This is a genomic window from Flagellimonas sp. (assembly GCF_965222555.1).
In the GTDB taxonomy this organism is placed as follows: Bacteria; Bacteroidota; Bacteroidia; order Flavobacteriales; family Flavobacteriaceae; genus Flagellimonas.
Window position 1 is genome coordinate 667267 of the sequence record NZ_CBDCUG010000004.1, and the last position, 22323, is coordinate 689589.

The window sequence follows — 22323 nt, forward strand, 5'->3', positions numbered from 1 at the left end:
GGCTTTTTGGTTATTTAGTTAATTGAATCAGTTATAATTAGCTTGTTATTTTCTATCCTATATTCAAAAGGAGTATCTTCCTTAAAAGCCTCCATTACCTCCTCAAGACTTTCGTTATTAAATGTGGCGGTGTATACCTGGGATTCTAAAAACCCATATTTGTTTTCAATGGTAATGTCAAAGTACCTTTCCAACTTTTTTCTAATGTTGCCAAAAGAGGATCTTTTGAATAGTAAAACCCCGTCCTTCCATGCAGTATAAATTTCAACATCCACTGGTATAACCTCGATTTTCTTTTCTGCTTTGTCCCACGCTGCCATATTTCCAGGAGTAAGCAAAGTGTGAGATTCGGGGTTTTGTTCCTTGTACCTATCATATATTTTAACAGAGCCTTCGACCAAAACCGTATTAACGGCCAAATCCTCCGGATACGAAGAAACGTTGAATTCCGTACCCAGCACTTCCACGTTAATATCATTTGCATTGACCACAAAAGGATGCGCTATATCTTCAGTTACATCAAAATATGCCTCTCCCTTTACAAAGACCTTTCTGTTTTGTCCTGTTATAAACTGTACGGGATACTTTATTATGGTACCCGCATTGACCTTTACCTTAGTTCCATCAGATAGAACCAAGTCAAACCTTTTTCCATATGGCACAGTAAGTTCATTGTAAACAAGCTCCTTTAACTTTGGTTGCCCAGTATTGTAATCTATTTGGTTGCCTTTTTGGAACCCTACCACATTTCCGTCAACATCGGAAATTTTACGTTGTTCGTTTTCAGAAACAACTTCTATATTACCGTTATCCAATTTAAGTGTAATGGCATTGGAATCTGGCAAAGAGTTATCCGAAGGAGCCGACTTGAAAAACAATCCATTTTGGTAACCATAGAACAGTCCAACTACTATTACAACAGAGGCGGCAACCCTAAATATTGTACTAGTGGAAATCATCCTCATGGGTTTTAGGTTTCTTTGAGGATTTTCCTGTTTTTCCATATGCTCTACCCTATTCATCACAAGTTCAAGAAGAGCTCCTTCCTCTTTGCTGGTCTTTTTTTTTCCAGAAGCATCAATACTTCTCCAATGTGAGTCCATGACTTCCTTTATCTTTTTTTCGGAATTGGGATCTTTAATGAAATTCATCAAAACCTCATACTCCTTTTTAGTAATGGTATTGTCAATGAACTTTTGAAAAAGTTGATCTATGTGATGTTCGTTGTCCATGGTCAGCTTCGTCGGATTGAATTATATATATCCTTATATATGTTACACTTGAAAATGCCAAAAGTCCCAAGTAGAAACTCATTTTTTCTGATAATCATCAAAACAAATATCCAATCAACATTGAATCAATGACTTACAAAGTCACAAAAATCAAGTTATTAACATGTCGATGCATCTCCATAATGCAAATAATAAGTCATTTTGATTTAAGTAGGAAAGGCTTTTAAGATGCAGCGAGCAATATTAAAATAGCTCCAACGGTATCGACCAAATGAGGCTGAAGTTGTTCCCTGATGATCTGCAATGTTTTCCACAGGTGGTTTTTAACTGTCTTAGGAGAGATTCCTAGCAAATCAGCTATCTCCTGATTGCTTTTTCCTTGTTGTTTGGACAACACAAAAATACTTCGTTTTTGGGTTGGTATATTTTCCAAAATATCATTCACTATATCCTGATATTCGGCCAATAGTATAGCATTTTGGGTTTGATCGTGGATATGGCTAAGGTTTTTCCAGAGTTCTTCTTTTAAACTCTCTCTATTGGCAATACTCCTCAGATGGTTATAGGTGGCGTTTTTGGCAATCGTGTAGATAAATGAATTGAAAGAACTGGAAATATCAATGGTCTTCCTTTTGGTCCAGACTGTTATAAACACTTCTTGAAGTATCTCCTCCGTAACATAATCCGATTTTGCTATTGAAAAAACAAAATAGAACAATTTTGGCCTATATAATTTGAATATTGCCCTAAAAGCAATCTTATCCCCCTTTTTTAGGGATAACAAAAGTTGTTCTAAGTTTGCACTACTTTCCTTCATTTTCTGGGGGCTATCCTCACGGACTTCTTTAATGAACACAAAGCTTAAAAGCTCTTGAATAATGACAAAGACAGGTCTAAATCATTGCCATTTTACCTGTAAAATTACACAAATAGTGTTCTCAATGATTCGAAAGTATTTCTAATTTGAGTGAACACCCACTTCATTTTATACAAAAAACAATACTTTTTTTGCATAAATAGGAATTTTAGTACTTTTTAAGTTAACTAATGATTACTTTTTAAAAAGATAGTCAAGTTTTATATAGACATAGTACAATCCAATCTTCTTGACTTAGTTAGAACCCCAATCCAATTTTGTGTATTTTGAATTCAAGTATTTCTTTACCTCAACAATATCTTCCTTAGCGGTTAAATCTGGAACATGCTCAGAAAATGGAATTCCAATTGCTGTTTTTGGGTAATCCTTGAGCATATTAAGCAGGGCCGTGGGCAACTCCTTTTCGTTTCGTTCCGGATGCACTGGACAGTCTTTTAAATATTGATACATCTTCTGACCATCAAATTTAAAAGCGTTCATACTCACCCTGAGTTTACCATCCGTATCCCGGTACTCTTCCACCTCATCTTCAGAAGGCTTTTCAATAATATCCAACAGATACCCTTCCTTATCCACCTTAACAACGGCAAATCGTGAAATACGCTCAGAAGGAAATTCCATAGCATCACGATCATAACCAATAAATGCGTTGGGGACATCTGTATTTCTAAGTGCCTCGAGTGCCTCTACAGAATAAAGATTGTCACTGTTGCAAACAGAATAGTAATCCTCATTGAGTTCTGGGAATTGTTCGACTGCCTGAAACAAAGCATCGGCAGTTCCAAATGGTTTCTTTCTGCCCTCCGGAATGTACTGTACTGCAAATGAAATGCTAAGTCCATGAAAAGAATTGTTTTTACTTTCGCTTCCATAATACTCCCGAAACAACTCCCCATTTTCACCTATTACAATATAGATATTGCTATAACCAGCTTTTTTGGCATTATATAGCACATAATCCATCATAGGCCTTCCCTCCGCTCCTACCGTTATAAGTCCCTTGCTACGTTGATTGGCCTGGTCAATTTCATCTTGGGTAAGTCCTTTGGAACTTGTTTCTGGTTTTTTCATTCTGGATGATGCTCCACCTGCCAGTATGATTAAATTTTTATGTTTGTTCATTCTTTACTCAGATTCAATTATTTTAATTCCTTGATCTACATTAACCGGGTATGCATCCTTGGCACCTGCTTTTAAGAGTGCATCTACAACCTTCTGTTGTTCACCATCTTTGGACAGAACCACAATACTACCACCACGACCAGACCCCACAATTTTGGCGCCAAGGGCTCCTGCATGTAAAGCCCCATTGATCATATCGTCAATTTTAGGAACCGTAATATGCAGGTAATCCTTAAGAATATGGTGGTGTTCATTCATTAAAGTACCAATCTGTTTTAAATCGAGTGTGGACATTTTGAACTCAACCAAAGCCCGTTTGGTAATATCATGATTAATTATGGCCGCCTCAAAGAATATTTTAAGGTTATCAGGCACATAGTTTAAATATTTTGAGAGATCATTAATATCCAAATCGCCCACTTCAAAATTGGGAACTCTTTCTTTCACCTTATGAATGGCCAAAAGAGCATTTTCTTTAAGTTCCCTTAAAACACCCGTAGTCTGCTTGGGTATTCCTGATTCTCCCACAATAAGTCCAGGCAATGGTTTTTTTATCATCTCATAAGACAATGAATCCCCCGTTTCAAGATATATGATGTTCCCCAACCCAATTGCATATTGGTCCATTTTGCCTCCTGGAGCTCCGTGAAAGGTCACTTCTGCCTCATAAGCAATTTGGGAAATCAATTCCCTACTCACTGGCACATTACAGCCATATGCTTCAATCAAAAACTGTATCCAGGCCACAACAACAGCGCTTGAGCTTGAAATTCCCGCATTTATTGCCACATTTCCGGAAATGGTTATATCGTAACCAACATGGGGAATACAATCATATCCCTGCAGGATTTTCAAGGCGGCCAATAAATGGTCCCCTTTTGAAACTTGACTTATTTCATCATCAATAGCAAGGATTCGCTTTTCATTGATATCCGGTTTATTGATTACCAGCTCACGAGTGGTGTTTAAAGTAGCCACAAGCTTAATATGCCTATCAATGGCACAGGCAATTACTGGAAGCCCTAAATAATCTTGATGATCACCAAACAGGCACGTTCTTCCTGGGGATTGTGTAACTATTTTTTCTTTTGTACGGTCTGAATTCAAAATTATATACTATTAACTATTTAGGGTTTTTCCTTACTTTTTTGATTGTTCTGGCTTAAGTAAGAAATCTTTTAACAATGCAAAGAAACAAAAAAATGTTATCGTACACACAAACTCTATATCTTTTTTATATCTTGCTACTGAAATGAAGAAAAAACATACCATAAAGGATATAGCCAAAGCGGCTGGAGTATCCATAGGCACAGTGGACAGAGTACTTCATAAAAGAGGAAAGGTGTCTGAAAAAGCCTTAAAAGCGGTTACCAATGCACTAAAGGAATTTGATTATAAACCTAACCCCATTGCCCGTACCCTAAAAAACAATGCCATCTATTCCATAAAAGTACTGATCCCAGATCCTCAAAAAGATCCCTATTGGGAACCGTGCATGGAAGGTGTAAATGACATTATTGAAGAGTTCAGCGCATTCGACCTCGAAATAGAAACGCATTGTTATGACCCCTCCAACCCTAGCTCATTCTTAACGATCGGGGAACAATTGATCCAAACGGAAAATCTAAATGCTTTTCTCTTTGTTCCTTTGTTTGAAAAAGAAAGTAATGCACTCTTAGAAAAGCTCGATGCCAAACAAATCTTATCAGCTACTTTCAATAGCAGTCTTTCCAGTGAGCATGTGGACCAACATACTGGGCAAGATCTATATTCCAGCGGTCGGGTGGGCGCAAAACTCGTTCACAGTTTAATAAACCCGCATTCAAAAATTGCAATTGTACATATTGATGAAACTTTCAACAATGCAATCCACATGAAACAAAAGGAACAAGGGTTTAATTCTTTTTTTAAAGAAATGGGTTCTTTCCAAATAAAGACGTTGACCTTAAACAGTAATGAATTTGGGAGTAAGTTCCCTGGTATTGTAGCGCAGTTCGATTCTTCAGATGCTTTTTTCGTAACAACCTCAAAAGCATACGAAGTAGCTAAGGCATTAAAAAAGGAAGGAAAAAAATGTAGCATCGTCGGGTATGATTTACTGGCGAATAACGTAACATGTTTGAAGACCGGCGAAATAGATTTTCTTATACACCAGAGCCCCAAAACCCAAGCCTCCCTTGGATTAAAAGGCCTAATCGAAACCTTGCTTTTTGGAAAGGAAATCCCAAAAAAACGTTTACTCCCAATTGATATTGTAAACTCAGAGAATGTTGAAAGTTATCTGATCTGAAAAACTCCAAATGAAAAGAAGAAATTACCTAAAAACCATATTAATGGGAGCGGTTGCGCCCTGTATTTCTCCTTCAGTATTAGCCCATAGCACTTTTAAGTCTTGGCCCTATCCCCAAGGCTTGAGTTTTAATAGTAATTGGCATAACTGGCCAAACATGAAATGGGTTGGACCCGAATATTGGGGCAACAGATTACAGGATTGGTTCTTAAAAGATGGCAAGGTTATTTGTGATGTAACCGATAAAAACAGAAGCCTTCATTTGCTGCCGATTCAAAAACCGGAAAAAATGGTCGGCTTCATCACTTCAGTAGTAATTGATGTGCTTAACCCAAATTTGGAAACCATTGACGAAGGATGCCTAGGGGTAAGACTGGGGGTAACCGGACCTAATGAGGACTACAGGTCGGCTGCAGTATTTGGTAAAGGAACGGCTATAGGATTAACAACAAAAGGTGACCTTAAAATTGGCAATCAAATTTTTGAAACCTCTTTGAGTACAATTCCCAAGCAATTTGGATTGGTGATTGAGGCAGTTCCTAATAAAGAGACCTACGGGGTTACTGTTTCAGTGACAGCCCCTCAAACGGACGATCTACTTTACAAAAAAGAAATTAGCGAGTTATCCAATGCTCAGCTTACCGGCAATTTTTCCTTGTTGTCTGATTTTAAACTCAAAAAAGGATTAAAAACAGAAATTCCAAGTGCGGCATTTTCCAATTGGCATATTACCTCAGAGGATTTGACATTCAAAGAAGATAATTTCTTCGGGCCCATTTGCTTTACTCAATACACCTTGAACAAGGGCAAGCTTAAGCTTACCGCGCAGATGGCTCCAATTGAAGAGATAAATGGTCACTCCATACACTTTCAGGTGAAGGATAATATTGGAAAGTGGACAACCCTTCAATCTGGGAATATGGATCCAGAAGGAAGGTCGGTTCTTTTTTCATTTATAGATTTTGAAATGGAACAGGATATTCCTTTTAGAATTAGCGTGGATATTCCTTTGAGGAACAAAATGGAAACCTACCATTATGAGGGAACCATAACCAAGGAACCACATGACAAGAATGAAATAAGGACTGCTGTTTTTAGCTGTAATTTCCACTATGGCTTTCCAGATTCAGACATTCCCGAAAATGTATCCAAATTAAATCCGGACGTTATCTTGTTTCTTGGAGATCAGTTTTATGAGGCTACTGGAGGTTTTGGGGCCATGTTCAGGGGGGAATTTGACAAAACGTGTCTGGATTATCTTAGAAAATGGTACATGTTTGGTTGGTCCTATCGAGATCTGTACAGGCATAGACCATGCGCCATAATCCCTGATGACCACGATGTTTACCATGGAAATATTTGGGGCGAGGAAGGTGAAAAAGCGGACACATCCAAAGGTTTTGGGGCCTTTGCCCAAGATAGCGGAGGTTATAAAATGCCTGCTAAATGGGTAAATATGGTACAACGTACGCAAACAGGTCACCTTCCGGATGCATTTGATTCAACCCCTGTAAAACAAGGTATTGGGGTTTACTATACCCATTGGAACTATGGCGGTATCAGTTTTGCCATTCTTGAGGACAGAAAATTCAAATCGGCCCCAAAAAATGTACTTCCCAAAAGTGCCCAGGTCAATAATGGTTGGATCATGAGTGATGATTTTGATATTAAGGAATATCGTGATATTGACGCTGACCTTTTAGGTAAAAGACAGCATGAATTTCTTGATAATTGGACTTTGGATTGGAGCAATAATGCCCAAATGAAGGTGGTACTTTCCCAAACTAATTTTGCAACCTTGGCCACGCTGCCTGAGGGCGCAAAGACGGGGGCGGTCATACCCTCTCTTCCCATTCCTAAAAAAGGGGAATATGTTAAAGGAGACAGGCCCACTGTAGATATGGATTCCAATGGTTGGCCAGCCAAAGGACGTAATCTTGCCGTAAAAACTATTAGAAAAGCATTTGCGTTTCATATAGCCGGAGATCAGCATTTGGCCAGTTTTATTCAGTATGGTTTGGGCGAACATAATGATAGTGGATATGCCTTTGCAGGACCAGCTCTCAATAACATATGGCCCAGGAGGTTTTGGCCCAATGTGGACAGCAGCAAGCACACTTATGAGAATCCTTCGTATTTGGGAGAGCATGTGGATGGCTTTGGAAACAAAATGACCGTATTTGCCGTCGCAAACCCCCATGATACTGGAAAAGAGCCAAAAATCTTACATAATAGGGCCGTTGGTTATGGTCTAGTGACATTCAATAAAAAGAAACGAACCATCAAGACCGAATGTTGGCCAAGGTTTATTGACCCCACCTCTCCAAACAGTCAATATCCAGGGTGGCCGGTTACCGTAACCCAAGAAGATAATTATCCTAGAAAGGCTGTTGCATGGCTTCCTAGAATAGAATGGGTTGGAGATTCTAGCCCTATTTTAAAAATATTTGATGTTGATGGAAAGTTGGTTTATGCTATAAGACCAAAAACCAGTGGATATACCCCAAAGGTTTTTGTAAAAGGTAAATATCAGATTGAAATCAGTATCCCGGAACTTGGCTATAAAAAGGTATATGACAACCTGAAAGCTCGTGAAAAACAAACCAAAACTATACGAATCAAAATTTAAAGGAAATGGAAAATTCAGCCTAAAAACTAAAGTCTAAGATTCTACAGACTGTACGGTCACAATATTATATTTTTTTATCAATTGTGCTATTCCAATTTCCTTGCATTCATTTTTAATGGCCGTTGGTGGTTTTCCAAATTCATCCTTAAAACACTTTGTAAAGTATTTTGAATTTTTATAGCCAACCATATATCCAGCTTCCGAAACATTATAGCCATTTTCCAAGAAAAGCAGTGCCGCATGTTTTAGTTTAAGGGTTTTGTGAAAATCGATCAGGGTTTTACCGGTAATCTCCTGACACTTCCTATAAATTACGGAATAGCTCATACGCATGCTATCCGCCAAATCCTCCAACTTAAATTCGGAGCTTTCCAGATTGCTATTCAGTTTGCTTACCAATTTTTCCATAAACAGATCATCTTTGGATTTGACCGTTTCCATTTGAGGGTCACTGATCATATCCGTTTTGTGTTTGCTGATGGTCTTCTCCTTATTATCCAGAATGTTATTCACCTTAACCAATAATTCATTGGGATTAAAAGGTTTTTGAATATACGCCAATGCACCTGTTTGCAGTCCTGTCAATTTTGTTTTAGCAGCCTCTTTGGCCGTCAGCAATACAATGGGTATATGGGATGTTGCTTTTGATTTTAATAGAATCTTGCTCATGGTTATTCCATCCATGGAAGGCATCATTATATCACTCACTATAAGATCAGGTAGTTTCTTTTTCGCCAATTTCAATCCCTCTTCTCCATTGTCCGCTATCAACACATGATATTTTTCAAAAAATAGATCTCTAAGAAATATCTGCATGTCCACATTATCCTCAACAATAAGAATGGTGGCACATTTATCCATTCGGTCCTCATAGGTAATATCCAACTCTCTAAGCAGATCTATTTCCGCTAACGATGGAACATTTAATGAACTTGCGACCATATTAGCCCCTTTTTCATCCCTTGAGAAAATATTGCCTGTTTTTAAGCTTACCGTAAAACAGGTTCCTTCATCTGATGAAGAAACCTTGATTTTACCCTGGTGAAGGTCTACCAGTTCTTTGGTGAGTGCTAATCCAATGCCCAATCCTTTTACATTTTTTCCAACTTCGGACTGATAGAACATTTCAAAAATATCCTCTCGTTCCTCAATTGGAATACCAGGTCCCGAGTCAATAACACAAATTTTCAGTCTTTTTTTACCTTCTTTTAACCTTAGCACAATTTGTCCACCACGAGGAGTGAACTTGAAAGCATTGGACAATAAATTGTAAAAAATGTGCTCCAACTTTTCAGCATCGTACCAGAGAAAAAACTCTTCCTTAGGATAGTCCTGAACAAAGTCAATATCTTTAAATCTAGCTTGTTCCGAAAATGAACTGGCAATCTTTCTTAAATCATCCACAATATTCTTTCTCAGGGCATAAATGCGAAGTTTGTCCAACTCCCTATCCCTTACGGTCATTAAACCTTTTGAAATCCTGGAAAGTCGCTGTGCATTGTTTTTGATCAATGAAAGTCGTTGACGCAATAATAGATTTCCATTGGATGTGGCTCGTTGCAACATATCATCTATTGGACCTGTAATGAGCGTTAAAGGTGTTTGGATCTCATGGGACATTTTGGCAAAGAAATTCATCTTCAATGCATACAGTTCTTTTTCCTTGTTAAATTGAAATTCTTCCCGATGCAACTTGTTTCTGAGCCTTACCCAAAAAACAATGCCAAGAAAAAGCAATCCGGTCAATAATACATATATGGAATATGCAATATTGCTGGCCCACCAAGGCGATTTAATGGATATGGCTATCTGTTTTGTGGGAATATTCCAAATTCCTTTTGGGTTCCAGCTTTTACCTCAAAGGAATATTCGCCGGGTGGAATGTTTGTATAAGTTGCTACACGTTCTCCCCTTGGAGTAATCCATTCCCTATCAAAACCCTTTAATCTGTACGCATAATGGTACTCAGGTTTAAGTACGTCACCAATTGCCGCAAACTGAAAGGAGAAAGATGATTGATCATAAGCCAAGTTCAACGATTCCACATATTCAACCCCCTTTTCTATTTGATCAGGTATCAAATCTGAAGCAGGTTTGTTCAACACTTCAATTTTATTGATGGCCAAATTTGGAACCAGTTTATTTTTCTTTATCGAGCCAGGATAAAAAGCACTTACTCCATCATCCCCTCCAAAATAAAGCATCCCATTATCAGCCTTGAACGCTCCTTTGCGTGTAAAGCTATTGCCCTGAAGGCCGTCAATATTAAAATACGAGCCTAAGGAATCTTTTTGAACATCGAAATGGTGGAGTCCATTTCTACTGCTCAACCATAATTTGTCGTCACCATCAAACAACATTGCAGTTATGGTCAGATCTTTAAAGCTGCTATGGTTCATGAAGGATTTATATGATTGGTCTTTCGTATTAAGGTACATCAAGGTACCAGAAAGGGAAGTAATCCAAAGGTTATCATCTTTATCGGACACCATGTAAGCCGGATCGTAATTGTTGGTATCCTCTTTATGTGTCTTATGGTAGTATTCTATTTTCGTAAAGGTGGAGTTTTGAAGAATGTCATTGTTTTCTTCCATCTTAAAGAGGCCTCCTCTGTTCACACCTATCCAAATTGTGCCATCTCGCGTCTCATAAATACTTTCAGAAATAACTCCCAACAATCCATGTGAACCATAGTTAAAATGTGCCAATAGCTTTTCATATTCATCAAAAAGAAGAATGCCCTCCGTAGTAGTGGCCCAAATACGATTCTTTGTGTCCCTGTAAAGAAAACGTATATCGGCACTTGACTTTTCCGAAATTCCTGGGATTTCAACCTTTTTGAATTTATCCAACTTTGGATGATATACAAAAAGACCATTTTTGTAGGTAGCTATCCAAACCTTTTTGTTGGAATCCTCAACAATGCGTTGAATATACCTTCCTTTAAAATTTGAGTAATCGTCATTTTTGGTTCCATATTGTATACTCCGCCCATTAGCCAACACTCGGTTCAATCCTTTTCCGTCAGTACCTATCCAAAGTGATCCATCGGTGGTTTTGAGCATGCAAAGAACAGGAGAGGGAACATTGTCCTCTGAACCCGTATAATATTGAATATTGCTATTATAATTGGGAAGAATATGCGTTATTCCCTGTTTGCATACAATCCAAAGATTACCATGGGTGTCTTCGGAGATGTTGGTGACGGTATTATTGGTAAGCGAAAATCTATTATTATCCTGGTGCCTAAATTGCGTGATTTTATGATTGTCTTTGTTAATTTTAATCAACCCTTCTCCATCCGTACCTGCCCAAACGTTCCCACTTTTATCACAATACAGCACATAGAACGATGGTGTACGACCTGAAAGTTTTATTTGAGTATCTGAAATTGGGAAAGATTCCAATCGTTGAGAAGCCGGTTCATACCAATAAAGCCCAAAAAGCTCTGAAGCTATCCAAAGCTTGCCTTTTTTATCTGCAACCAAAAGAAGTGAATGCGAAATCTCATCATCAAAAGGCATTCTCAACTCTTGGAGTTGTTTAATATTTTGTTTGTACCCATAAACCTTACCTCCCAGTGTGCTGATCCATATTTGGTTGGAATCGGTTGCGGCTATATTGTTGATTATTTGTGGAAGGTTTTGAACATTGGGCAATGTTGCGATCCTGTATATTTGTGAGCTGGAATAGTCAAATTTGTAGAGCGAACCTTCTGCAGAACCGAACCAAACTGAATCTTCATAGGGAACGACTGAAGTGATTCTGAATGATTTTTCGCCTTTGGACAAACTATCCTTATAATGGATATACCTGCCATTTCTGTCCATTCTGGTCAGTTCTCCATTATAGGTGGCCAACCAATAGTTATTCCTTGTGTCCTTTTTAAAGTAAACCCTTCGCTTATTAATAAACTCGTAACCGAAAATGGTGGAAAATGATTTAAAGTCAAAGTCATATCCATTGTATTTGTATATGCCCTGCGTGGAGGAGATAAGTACATTCCCTAAACTATCGTTTTCAATTGTCGAGGATGGGTGGAATGTCTTTTCAAAATGGATAAAGTTTTGAAGTTCTTGGCCCTTGACCACTGGAAAGCACAAAAAGATGACTACAAAACTTAACGTAACGTAAAATCTATCTTTAAGTCCTTGCGTCCAATTCATCAAAAACATCGACATATTTTTCATAATTCCTTTTAACCGATTCTCCATTTTCTTTGATAGGTTTTGGAAACCATCAATCAACATATTTATCTGAATTATTAAATCTTTATTCAAATTACATTTTTTCAGTAAACCACAGCTTTTTAAAGTTGAAAAACAACAATTGTTGTCGTACACATTCTACTGTCTGTTTATATACAAATATGTTTCAAATTACGGATTTTCAAGCTGAAAAGAACCAAATGCAGAAAAATGAGGTGGTCTTAGACTAAAATGTATACCCTCCAAACAAGGGGCAATGGCAATATTTGAAGAGAAGAAATTTAATGCTAAAAAAATAGGGTACACCTCAAAATTCAATTATGAGTTCAAGAAGAAGTTTTGTTAAAAAATCTGCCATAGCTGGAGCCGGTTTGGCTCTTGCGCCCAGTATTTCATTAGGTGCCGCAAAAGGTGCAATTGCAGCCAAATTAAATGTTGGTCTCATCGGTGTTGGTTTACGTGGAACCAACCATTTGAACAACCTTTTACTAAGGGATGATGTCAATGTTGCGGCAATTTGCGATGTGGACGATTCAAGAATAGGATTAGCGCTGGATATCATGGCCAAAAAAGGGAAGGGCAAACCAAAAACTTTTGGTAAAGACGAATATGACTATCGCAACCTTCTTGAATTAAAAGAGTTGGACGCTGTAATCATTGCTACACCATGGTTATGGCATACACGCATGGCCAAAGATTCAATGCTTGCTGGAAAATATACAGGGTTGGAAGTTTCAGCGGCCAATACACTTGAAGAATGCTGGGATTTGGTCAATACCCATGAACAAACCGGAGTACACTTAATGCTCTTGGAAAATGTAAATTATAGAAGGGATGTTTTGGCCGTTCTCAATATGGTAAAACAAAATGTCTTTGGAGAAATGGTACATTTTAGGTGTGGGTACCAGCATGATCTTAGAGGGGTACTTTTCAATGATGGAAAAACAGCCTATGGAAAAGGAGCGGAATTTGGTGACAAAGGAATTTCTGAATCCAAATGGCGAACACAGCACTCCCTATACAGAAATGGAGATTTTTATCCTACACATGGCGTAGGGCCCATTGCAGCCATGGCAGATATTAATCATGGAAATCGTTTTGAAACCATTACCTCCCATGCCACAAATGCTGTCGGTTTCAAAGATTATATCACCAAATTGGGAGGAGAAGGACATCCAAACGCCAAACTAAAATGGAAACAAGGAGATGTTGTAACCAGTACCATTGAGACTTCAAATGGTGAAACAATCATTATAACAAATGATTGCAACCTCCCCAGACCCTATTCACTAGGTTTCCGAGTACAGGGGGCAAAAGGATTGTGGGAAGTGGATGGTCGACGAATCTACATAGAAGGAAAATCCAAACCACACCGTTGGGACGAAGCCAAAGAATGGTTGGAAAAATACGATCACCCGCTTTGGAAAAAATATGGAGATTATGCCAAAGGAGCCGGTCATGGCGGAATGGATTTCTTTGTTATCAATGCTTTTGTCCAATCGGCATTACAAAATATTGCTCCCCCCATGGATGCCTATGATGCTGCCGCCTGGAGTGCAATTACCCCACTCTCTGAACAGTCTATTGCAAATAATGGGGAACCTCAGGATTTTCCCGATTTCACCCGGGGAAACTGGATAAAAAGAAAGCCTTACAATTGGATTAAGGACACTTATTAAAAGAACAATGCAAGCAAATTAAATAACCTAAAACTGATTTACTAACTAAAATCAAATGATTAATGCAAAAACTGAAAACTAAACTCGTATTTCTGTTATCACTGGCGTTTTGTGGCTCACTATTTGGCCAGAACATCCAGGTGACTGGAAATGTAACCGATGTTGAAACCGGAATGCCCATTCCAGGCGCCAGCGTCATAGAACAGGGCACTACCAATGGTGTAGCCGCAGATTTTGACGGAAATTATGAAATTACCGTTCCCCCTAATGCCTCATTGGTAATAAGTTCCATTGGTTTCCTTTCGCAAACGATTTCGTTAAATGGGCAAACCTCCATAAATGTCTCCCTATCACCAGATGTCTCACAGTTGGACGAGGTGGTCGTGGTTGGCTTTGGCACGCAAAAGAGGGAAAATGTTACAGGAGCGGCCTCTTATGTACAAATGGACGAGATTATCAATGATCGTCCTATTATAGATGCCACCCAAGCATTGCAGGGAGCAGCAGCTGGATTGCAAATTGTCCAAAGCTCAGGGCAGCCCGGTGATAGAAGTACCTCCATAAACATTAGAGGATTTACTTCCATAAACGGTGGTTCCCCGTTGATCCTTATCAACAACGTACCCGGAGATATAGAAGATCTAAACCCCAGGGACATTGAATCTATATCTGTTCTTAAGGATGCGGCGGCTTCATCCATTTATGGTGCTCGCGCTGCTTTTGGAGTGGTATTGATTACTACAAAAAGTGCTGGAAGAAACCAGAAAGTTTCATTTAGTTATGATGTTACCACCAGTGTTTCCCGTGCGGTTGATCAACCGGAAAAGGCTACCACCCGCCAGTTTGTGGAGTCTCTGGACACCTTTGGTGTAAACGCTTATTTTGCCGGTCAGAATGTGGACAGGTGGATCGAACTTTTGGATCTTTATGATGCAAACCAATTAAGTCAACTTAATCTGGTAACCGATCCCATCAACAATACCACTTATCCAATACATTTTGAGGAATCCAGCAGTCAATTTTACCCTTTGGCAGATTCTGACATTATTGATGACTTCATCAAAAATTTTGGATATTCCACCATTCATAACTTCGCTGTTTCAGGAGGGGGTGAAAAAATAGGATACCGCCTCAGTACTGGATATTCATTTGAGGATGGGGTTATGGTCACCGATAAGGACTCCTTCAAAAAATACAATATTAATGCTCAAGTGGATGCCGACATAACACCAAAGTTGACCTCAACGTCCAATATATTGTTTCGGTCAAGTATCCAATCCGTTCCCAATGCACAATACAATCAAGCTTTACAGTTGAGAATGTATGACCCTACCGGGTTCTTTGATGATGGAACTGGAGACGTGTTACCTTTCGCCAGCCCAGGAAATGTTGTTCGTTTTTCTGTGCCCACCAAAAGAGATGAAGATAATGTTAGATTGTTTCAGCGCTTGGAATGGAAACCTTTCAAAGATTTCTCCTTGACCGGGGAATATACCTTTGAGAAAAAGTACATCAACACGGTGAGCGTAAACAATGCCCAACGCTACTATAGTACTTTTAGATTTAATCCAACGGTTTCTGAGGAAGATGCATTAAGAAATTCGAGCCTAAGAAAAACACAGACCAATAGGATTTACAATGGGTTTAATATTTATGGGAAATATAACCTGACCCTTGGCGATCATAATTTCAACTTTCTATTGGGATTCAATAAAGAAGATGAAAAGCAGGATTCTTTCAGTGCTTTCAGAAATGATTTGATAGACCCGGACACCCCAACCTTTAATCTGGCTCAAGGAGAGAACTTTACCATTACTGATTCCTTTTATGACTGGGCAGTGGTTGGGTACTTTGGCCGATTGAACTATACGTTACTTGATCGCTATTTTATTGAAGCTAATTTGCGTTACGATGGTTCTTCAAGATTTGCAGAAGGTAGCCGATATGCATGGTTGCCATCGGTTTCAGTTGGTTGGGATATTAGCGAAGAACCTTTTATGGAAAGTGCGGATTTTATTTCCCTTTTAAAGCCAAGAGCCTCATGGGGGAAAATTGGAAACCAAGAGTATAGAAGACCTGGCACCAATGTACAAGAATATTATCCTTCCATTCCAGGTTATGAAAGCTTTTTGTCTGATTGGATCAATCTGAGTACAGACCAACGTTTTATCACCTTCAATCCAGCTCAATTGGTAAGCGATACCTTTACTTGGGAAGAAGTGGTTACAAAGAATTTGGGAATCGATGCCAATTTCTTTAAAAACCGTTTGAGCACGTCTTTTGATATTTATACTAGGGAAACCCTCGGAATGCTCAAAGCAGCGCTACCATTGCCCGCAATACTTGGAACGTCGGCTCCTTTACAAAACGATGCCGATTTGGAAACTAAAGGTTGGGACTTGGAAATTGGTTGGAACGACAAAATTGGAGATTTCAGTTATGGAATTAATGTTAATGTTTTTGACAGTAAGTCTGAAATTACCCGTTTTGAAACTGCTGACAAATTTATCGGTCAATTTTATGAAGGTCATGAAATAGGTGAAATCTGGGGGTATGTCACGGATGGGTTCTACACGGCCGACGATTTTGTGGAGGGTACTTTGAATGCAGACCTTTCTGGTTCTAACAGACAGTTGAAAGATGGTGTTCCTTTTGTGGAGAATTCCCCCGTTCCTTACCCAGGTGACATTAAATATAAAGACCTTGATGGAGACGGCCTGATTACGGATGGTAATGGAACGGTAGCTCCCCAATTTGATGATAATGGAAATTTAATAGCGGACACAGGTCCAGGTGATCGCAAGCGAATTGGTAATAATACAAGAAGATATCAGTTTGGAATCAACGGTAATGCCGCTTACAAAGGATTTGATTTTTCATTTGTGTTGAGCGGTGTGGGTAAACGAGATCGCTGGAGAGCAACTGGAGCAGATTTGGATGTGATTTTCCCCTACCCTTCTGTTTTTGATCATATCTATGCCAATCAGTTGGATTTTTGGACCCCAGATAACCAAGATGCTTTTTATCCCAGAATATATGGCGATGCAAGTACAGGTAATATTGATAGTAATTATGCTAGAAGCCGATTCGTACAGACCAAATATCTAAGCGATGAAAGTTATCTGAGAATTCAAAATCTAACCTTTGGTTACTCTTTTAATGACAACTTGTTGGAGCGTTTAAGATTAAACAAATTAAGAGTTTTTGTCTCTGCAAACAATCCGTTCATTTTTGACAATTTGCAAAGAGGTCTTGATCCTGATCAACAGAACAATGGCGCTGGAATAAGAACAAGATATCCAATAATGGCACAATACTCTGTAGGACTTAATGTATCATTCTAAAAAAATTGAAATGAAAAATTTTAAACACCTTATAACTTTGATATGCTTGACCGTCCTTACCGTGGGTTGTGATGACGACCTAGACCTTTCTCCTCAGGACGAATTATCGGAAGCAACAATATTTAGTACATATAATAACGTACGTACCTATGCGTGGAGCTTCTATGACTTTTTAGAGGCATTCCCTAGGAGTACAACTTGGGCTGCAACAAGAGACTTGGATGGGGATTTAATGCAAAATGGAGGAAGCAGTGTATCACGTCCTTATATCGGACAGAATATTAACGTTCCCGCCAATAGTGCTGGAACAATATATGGAGTTTCCTATGCAAACATCCGTAAGATCAACATCATGTTAGATCGTATCGCAAACTCTGAAATGACCACAGAAGAAATTGCGCACTGGCGTGGAGTGGGTCTCTTCTTTAGGGCGCATGAATTCTTTGACCTTCTCAACACCTATGGTGGGGTAACTTGGTTAGAGAATGAATTAACTGATACGGACACCGACATTCTAAATGCCCCAAGAGATTCCAGGGATTTGGTCGCAAATAATATTTTGAGAGACCTACAGGAAGCCATTGGCATTATTAAAGAAGATGGAGATGGCCCAAATACCGTTAACCCAGATGTGGCTAGAGCATTGTTGGCTCGTTTTGCCCTTTTTGAAGGAACATGGCGCAAATACCATGGACTCGGGGATCATGACAAGTTTTTAAACGTTGCAGTGCAGACCTCGGCAGAGTTGATCGATAAATACCCAAATTTACATCCCAACTACGATCGTGTTTTTAACAGCATTGATCTGGGACCAATAGAAGGTGTATTATTGTATAAGCACTATGTCATTGATGAAGTGACCCATACCGCTTCCACAAATACTAGATCCACCAATAACAAATATGACATCACCCGAAAGGGAATCGACAAGTTTTTGACAAAGAATGGACTTCCGGTGACCAATCCGACCAATGCTCAATTTCAGGGAGACAAGGATTTTCATGCAGAATTCAGAGATCGTGATGATCGCCTATTGATTATGAGTCCACCCCCATATAAGGTAAATGGCGATGGAAGTCAGAACTGGACATCTACTGGGAATCCCGACGATGAAGAATTTTTTCCAATCCTTCAAGCTATTACCGGAGGATTCCCATACAAAGAATTACCAGATCGTAACTGGTCAAAAAGGGTTACTGGAGAAGTACCCAATTTTGATAGGCTTGTTCCTACTCAAACAGGAAACGGATATCGTTTCTGGAAAATATGGAATGACCATAACGATGCGGTTTCTTCTAGAGACCTGAACGATGACCCCATATTTAGAATGGGCGAGATATTCTTGATACATGCTGAAGCAAAATTTGAAGTAGGAGATTTTAATCAGTCTGTTGCAGATATAACCATTAATAAATTAAGGCAACGTGGAGGTGTGGCACCAATGACAATTGCACAAATCACATCAGATTTTGACCCAACCAGAGATCCTGACGTAGATCCCGTACTTTTCGAAATTAGACGGGAAAGAGCAGTGGAAATGATGGGAGAAGGAGTAAGAAGGGATGACCTTAGAAGGTGGAAAAAAATGGATTATGCCACAGAAGTGAAATTAGGTAGATGGATCAAGCAAGCCGATTATGCCCAGAACATCCCCATTCAGGGTGATGCGCCTGAAGGGTATGTACAATTGATTCCACTTGTTCCGTCAGCATTTCCAGATCATTACTATCTTTTTCCTTTACCTGCTGATCAGCTGGTGCTCAACCCAAATATTGAACAAAACCCAGGATGGTAACCACACTAAAAACTAAAGAGCATGAAAAGTAATACCATATATAAAAAAGCAAAGACTCTAGGCCTAATAGTCATTGCGGCCACATTTTTTGGGTCTTGTGCAAGAAATGATGATGGCTATCTGAGAGAATCCAATGTTGATTCAGCGTTATTGCCCACGGCAGATTTTACTGCATCACAGACTACTGTTGATCAAGATGGAACAATAACGTTTACCGATGCATCCACAAATACTCCTTTTTTGTACACATGGACCTTTGATGGCGGGAACCCTCCCTCCAGTACTGAGGCAAGCCCAACGGTTGAGTATCCTATTTCTGGAGAATTTAACGTAAGCCTAAAAGTTCGTAACGAATTTGGCGCTGATGAAGTCATCAAAGAAGGGTTCATTATTGTAGAAAGTACTGCTGAACCCTTAGATCCAGCTATAACGGTTCGAATGAACTATGAAGAAAGTTTATTGAACGAAGGTTCAGCTGGCGGAGCAGGCGCCTCTACTGGGGCACCTGCTTACGAAACCGGGATAATTGGTGAAAATGCGTACGCCTTTGATGGGAGCAATGCGGTCACGTTAACTGGATACACAGGAGTGAACGGCCCCAATTCAAGAACCGTCTCTGCATGGGTGAAGACCACTACCACGGAGAGGATTACAATTTCCCATTGGGGCGAGTCGGGAACCGGTAGCAGGGCTACCTTTGCGATAAACCCAGACGGAACCATACGTTCAGAGTTTCAGGGTGGTGGCCTGAACAGTGCTGCCGTCGTAAACGACGGCGAGTGGCACCATGTGGCCTATACCTATGACGGGGCTGTGCTTACGGTCTATGTAGATGGTGTGGCTAGTGCTTCATTGCCCACGACAACCATAGATACAGGGAACGCCGGAGAGACAGATGTGGAGATAGGGGCTCAGTTTGGGGCCAGGATATTCAATGGAGCCATGGATGACTTTAGGATTTATGACATTGCCCTAGATGCTGGGAGTATTGGCTTGTTGGCCGCTCAACCAACCATCGAAACCCAATTAAACTTTGAAGGTAGCCTTTTAAACGAAGGTTCTGCGGGCGGAGCGGGCGCCTCTACTGGGGCACCTGCCTACGAAACCGGCAAAATTGGTGAAAACGCATACACCTTTGATGGGAGCAATGCGGTCACGTTAACTGGATACACAGGAGTGAACGGCCCCAATTCAAGAACCGTCTCTGCATGGGTGAAGACCACTACCACGGAGAGGATTACAATTTCCCATTGGGGCGAGTCGGGAACCGGTAGCAGGGCTACCTTTGCAGTAAACCCTGACGGGACCATACGTTCAGAGTTCCAGGGCGGTGGCCTAAACAGCGTTGCCACTGTAAACGATGGCGAGTGGCACCATGTGGCCTATACCTATGATGGGGCTGTGCTTACGGTCTATGTAGATGGCGTCGAAAGTGCATCATTGCCCACGACAACCATAGATACAGGGAACGCGGGGGAGACAGATGTCGAGATAGGGGCTCAGTTTGGGGCCAGGATATTCAATGGAGTCATGGATGACTTTAGGATTTATTCGACTGCTCTTTCTCCAGAGGCCATCATGCTTTTGTCACAATCATGATCATGTAAAAAATAAGTTTAGTTTGAGTTAGTTCTTGAAAGGTGCCCGAAACATTCGATTTATGGGTTGGTTGTTCGGGCATTCTTTCTTTTCAATAATTTAGTCGATCTTTTAATCGTAGCTTATAAGATTTTATGAAAATTAGGTTTGCATTGTTCATACTAATGGTATTCGGGTTCACAGCGTGTAGAACTAATCAATCATCTGATACCAAAACACCAACCAAACCAAACATCATTCTAATCAATATAGATGATTTAGGTTGGGGAGAACCATCTTTTATGGGAAGTGCTTTTTACGAAACCCCGGTAATAGATGATTTGTCCAAACAAGGCATGGTATTTACCAATGCCTATGCAGCCGCTGCCAACTGTGCACCTAGCAGGGCAAGTTTAATGACTGGAAAATGGACCCAAAGACATGGAATTTTAACCGTGGGAAGCTCGGAAAGGGGAAAGTCCGTGGACAGGAGGTTAATTCCTATTGCCAACAAGACCGAAATCGATAAAAAATTCTTACTCATTCCAGAATTACTGAAAAAAAATGGCTATCAAACCATACATGCAGGAAAATGGCATTTGTCCCATGATCCATTACAAAATGGATTTGCCATTAATATCGCTGGAAGTCATGCTGGACATCCGTCGGGCTATCACGCCCCGTTTAAAAATATTGACCTTAAAGCTGAAAAAGGAGAAAGGTTGACAGGTTTAATCATGGATGAGCTTATTCGAGCTTTGGAAACAAACGAAGAGCCATTTTTTGTGAACTACGCACCGTATGCCGTACATACGCCAATACAACCTGTAGATTCCTTATTAGAGAAATATCAGGCAAAGGAAAAAATTCCTGGTAAAAGCAATCCTAAATATGCAACTATGATCGAGGATGTGGATACAAACATTGGAAGGCTCATTGCATACTTAAAACAAACGGATCAATTCAAAAACACTGTAATCATATTCACGTCGGACAATGGGGGTTTATTTTTTGTAAGCAACCAAAGCCCTTTGAGAGCTGGGAAAGGAAGCTATTATGAAGGAGGAATAAGAGTCCCATTCTTTGTTGTTTGGGAAGGCAAAATAGACAGTGGAGGTACTGATAGTACTCCTATCTCAAATATCGACATTTACCCTACTTTGTTAGAAATAGCTGATATTGCCACACCAATAGATTTAATCTTGGACGGAAACAGTCTTTACCCCATACTATCAAAGAAAGAAATTTTTGAAACACGTCCTATGTTTTGGCATTTTCCCGTGTATTTGCAGGCCATTACCAAAGAAAACGAGAATCGTGACACCAAGTTCCGCACAAGACCTGGCTCTGTTGTCCGATATGGGAAATGGAAACTGCACCATTACTTTGAGGACAATGCTTTGGAGCTGTATGATTTAGAAAATGATTTGGAAGAAAAAAACAATTTGGTAAAAACCTTCCCTGAAAAAACAGAGGAGTTATTTCAACTTCTAAAGCAGTGGCGGGCAGACACCAATGCTCCCATCCCAACTGAAATAAACCCCGAATTTGTGGAACCAACAAAATAAA

The 22323-nt window shown here is 39.7% G+C and carries 13 protein-coding genes; 7 read left to right on the forward strand and 6 right to left on the reverse strand.

The window, feature by feature from the left end; genetic code table 11:
- Nucleotides 1-14: 14 nt before the first annotated feature.
- The 4 genes from ACOQO1_RS07465 to ACOQO1_RS07480 form a co-directional block, all read right to left on the reverse strand.
- Nucleotides 15-1232, reverse strand: a complete 1218-nt coding sequence (locus ACOQO1_RS07465) for a FecR family protein (RefSeq protein WP_420602239.1) — start codon at nt 1230-1232, stop codon at nt 15-17.
- Between the two features lie 223 nt (nt 1233-1455).
- Complete coding sequence (locus tag ACOQO1_RS07470; protein WP_420602240.1) at nt 1456-2049, reverse strand: RNA polymerase sigma factor; 594 nt, start codon at nt 2047-2049, stop codon at nt 1456-1458.
- Nucleotides 2050-2343: 294 nt separating this feature from the next.
- Nucleotides 2344-3231 carry a sugar phosphate nucleotidyltransferase gene (locus ACOQO1_RS07475; protein WP_420602241.1) on the reverse strand — a complete coding sequence of 296 codons (888 nt, stop codon included), beginning with the start codon at nt 3229-3231 and terminating at the stop codon, nt 2344-2346.
- A gap of 3 nt (nt 3232-3234) precedes the next feature.
- Entirely contained in the window at nt 3235-4338 is a 1104-nt protein-coding gene (locus ACOQO1_RS07480) for a mevalonate kinase (RefSeq protein ID WP_420602242.1), read from the reverse strand.
- A gap of 145 nt (nt 4339-4483) precedes the next feature.
- Between ACOQO1_RS07480 and ACOQO1_RS07485 the strand changes: the two genes are divergently transcribed.
- Both ACOQO1_RS07485 and ACOQO1_RS07490 read left to right on the forward strand, forming a co-directional pair.
- On the forward strand, nt 4484-5521 hold the full coding sequence (locus ACOQO1_RS07485; protein WP_420602243.1) for a substrate-binding domain-containing protein: 1038 nt from the start codon (nt 4484-4486) through the stop codon (nt 5519-5521).
- Nucleotides 5522-5531: 10 nt separating this feature from the next.
- Nucleotides 5532-8150, forward strand: a complete 2619-nt coding sequence (locus tag ACOQO1_RS07490) for an alkaline phosphatase D family protein (protein WP_420602244.1) — start codon at nt 5532-5534, stop codon at nt 8148-8150.
- 33 nt (nt 8151-8183) lie between these two features.
- On the opposite strand, the gene ACOQO1_RS07495 is transcribed toward ACOQO1_RS07490, so the two are convergent.
- Both ACOQO1_RS07495 and ACOQO1_RS07500 read right to left on the reverse strand, forming a co-directional pair.
- Complete coding sequence (locus ACOQO1_RS07495; RefSeq protein WP_420602245.1) at nt 8184-9896, reverse strand: ATP-binding protein; 1713 nt, start codon at nt 9894-9896, stop codon at nt 8184-8186.
- A 59-nt stretch (nt 9897-9955) separates the two neighbouring features.
- A complete protein-coding gene (locus ACOQO1_RS07500) occupies nt 9956-12340 on the reverse strand; it encodes a ligand-binding sensor domain-containing protein (RefSeq protein ID WP_420602246.1) in 2385 nt (794 codons plus the stop codon).
- Between the two features lie 338 nt (nt 12341-12678).
- Here ACOQO1_RS07500 and ACOQO1_RS07505 point away from each other — a divergent pair, with 338 nt between their 5' ends.
- The 5 genes from ACOQO1_RS07505 to ACOQO1_RS07525 all read left to right on the forward strand — a co-directional run bounded on the left by ACOQO1_RS07505 (nt 12679) and on the right by ACOQO1_RS07525 (nt 22322).
- Nucleotides 12679-14037 carry a Gfo/Idh/MocA family protein gene (locus ACOQO1_RS07505; RefSeq protein ID WP_420602247.1) on the forward strand — a complete coding sequence of 453 codons (1359 nt, stop codon included), beginning with the start codon at nt 12679-12681 and terminating at the stop codon, nt 14035-14037.
- A 62-nt stretch (nt 14038-14099) separates the two neighbouring features.
- Nucleotides 14100-17381, forward strand: a complete 3282-nt coding sequence (locus ACOQO1_RS07510) for a SusC/RagA family TonB-linked outer membrane protein (protein WP_420602248.1) — start codon at nt 14100-14102, stop codon at nt 17379-17381.
- Nucleotides 17382-17391: 10 nt separating this feature from the next.
- Complete coding sequence (locus ACOQO1_RS07515; RefSeq protein WP_420602249.1) at nt 17392-19176, forward strand: RagB/SusD family nutrient uptake outer membrane protein; 1785 nt, start codon at nt 17392-17394, stop codon at nt 19174-19176.
- Between the two features lie 21 nt (nt 19177-19197).
- Nucleotides 19198-20775: a LamG-like jellyroll fold domain-containing protein gene (locus ACOQO1_RS07520; RefSeq protein ID WP_420602250.1), complete on the forward strand. Its 1578-nt coding sequence runs from the start codon at nt 19198-19200 to the stop codon at nt 20773-20775.
- Nucleotides 20776-20909: 134 nt separating this feature from the next.
- Nucleotides 20910-22322 (forward strand): sulfatase, encoded by a 1413-nt coding sequence (locus ACOQO1_RS07525; protein WP_420602251.1) that lies wholly within the window; start codon nt 20910-20912, stop codon nt 22320-22322.
- Nucleotide 22323: the final 1 nt, after the last annotated feature.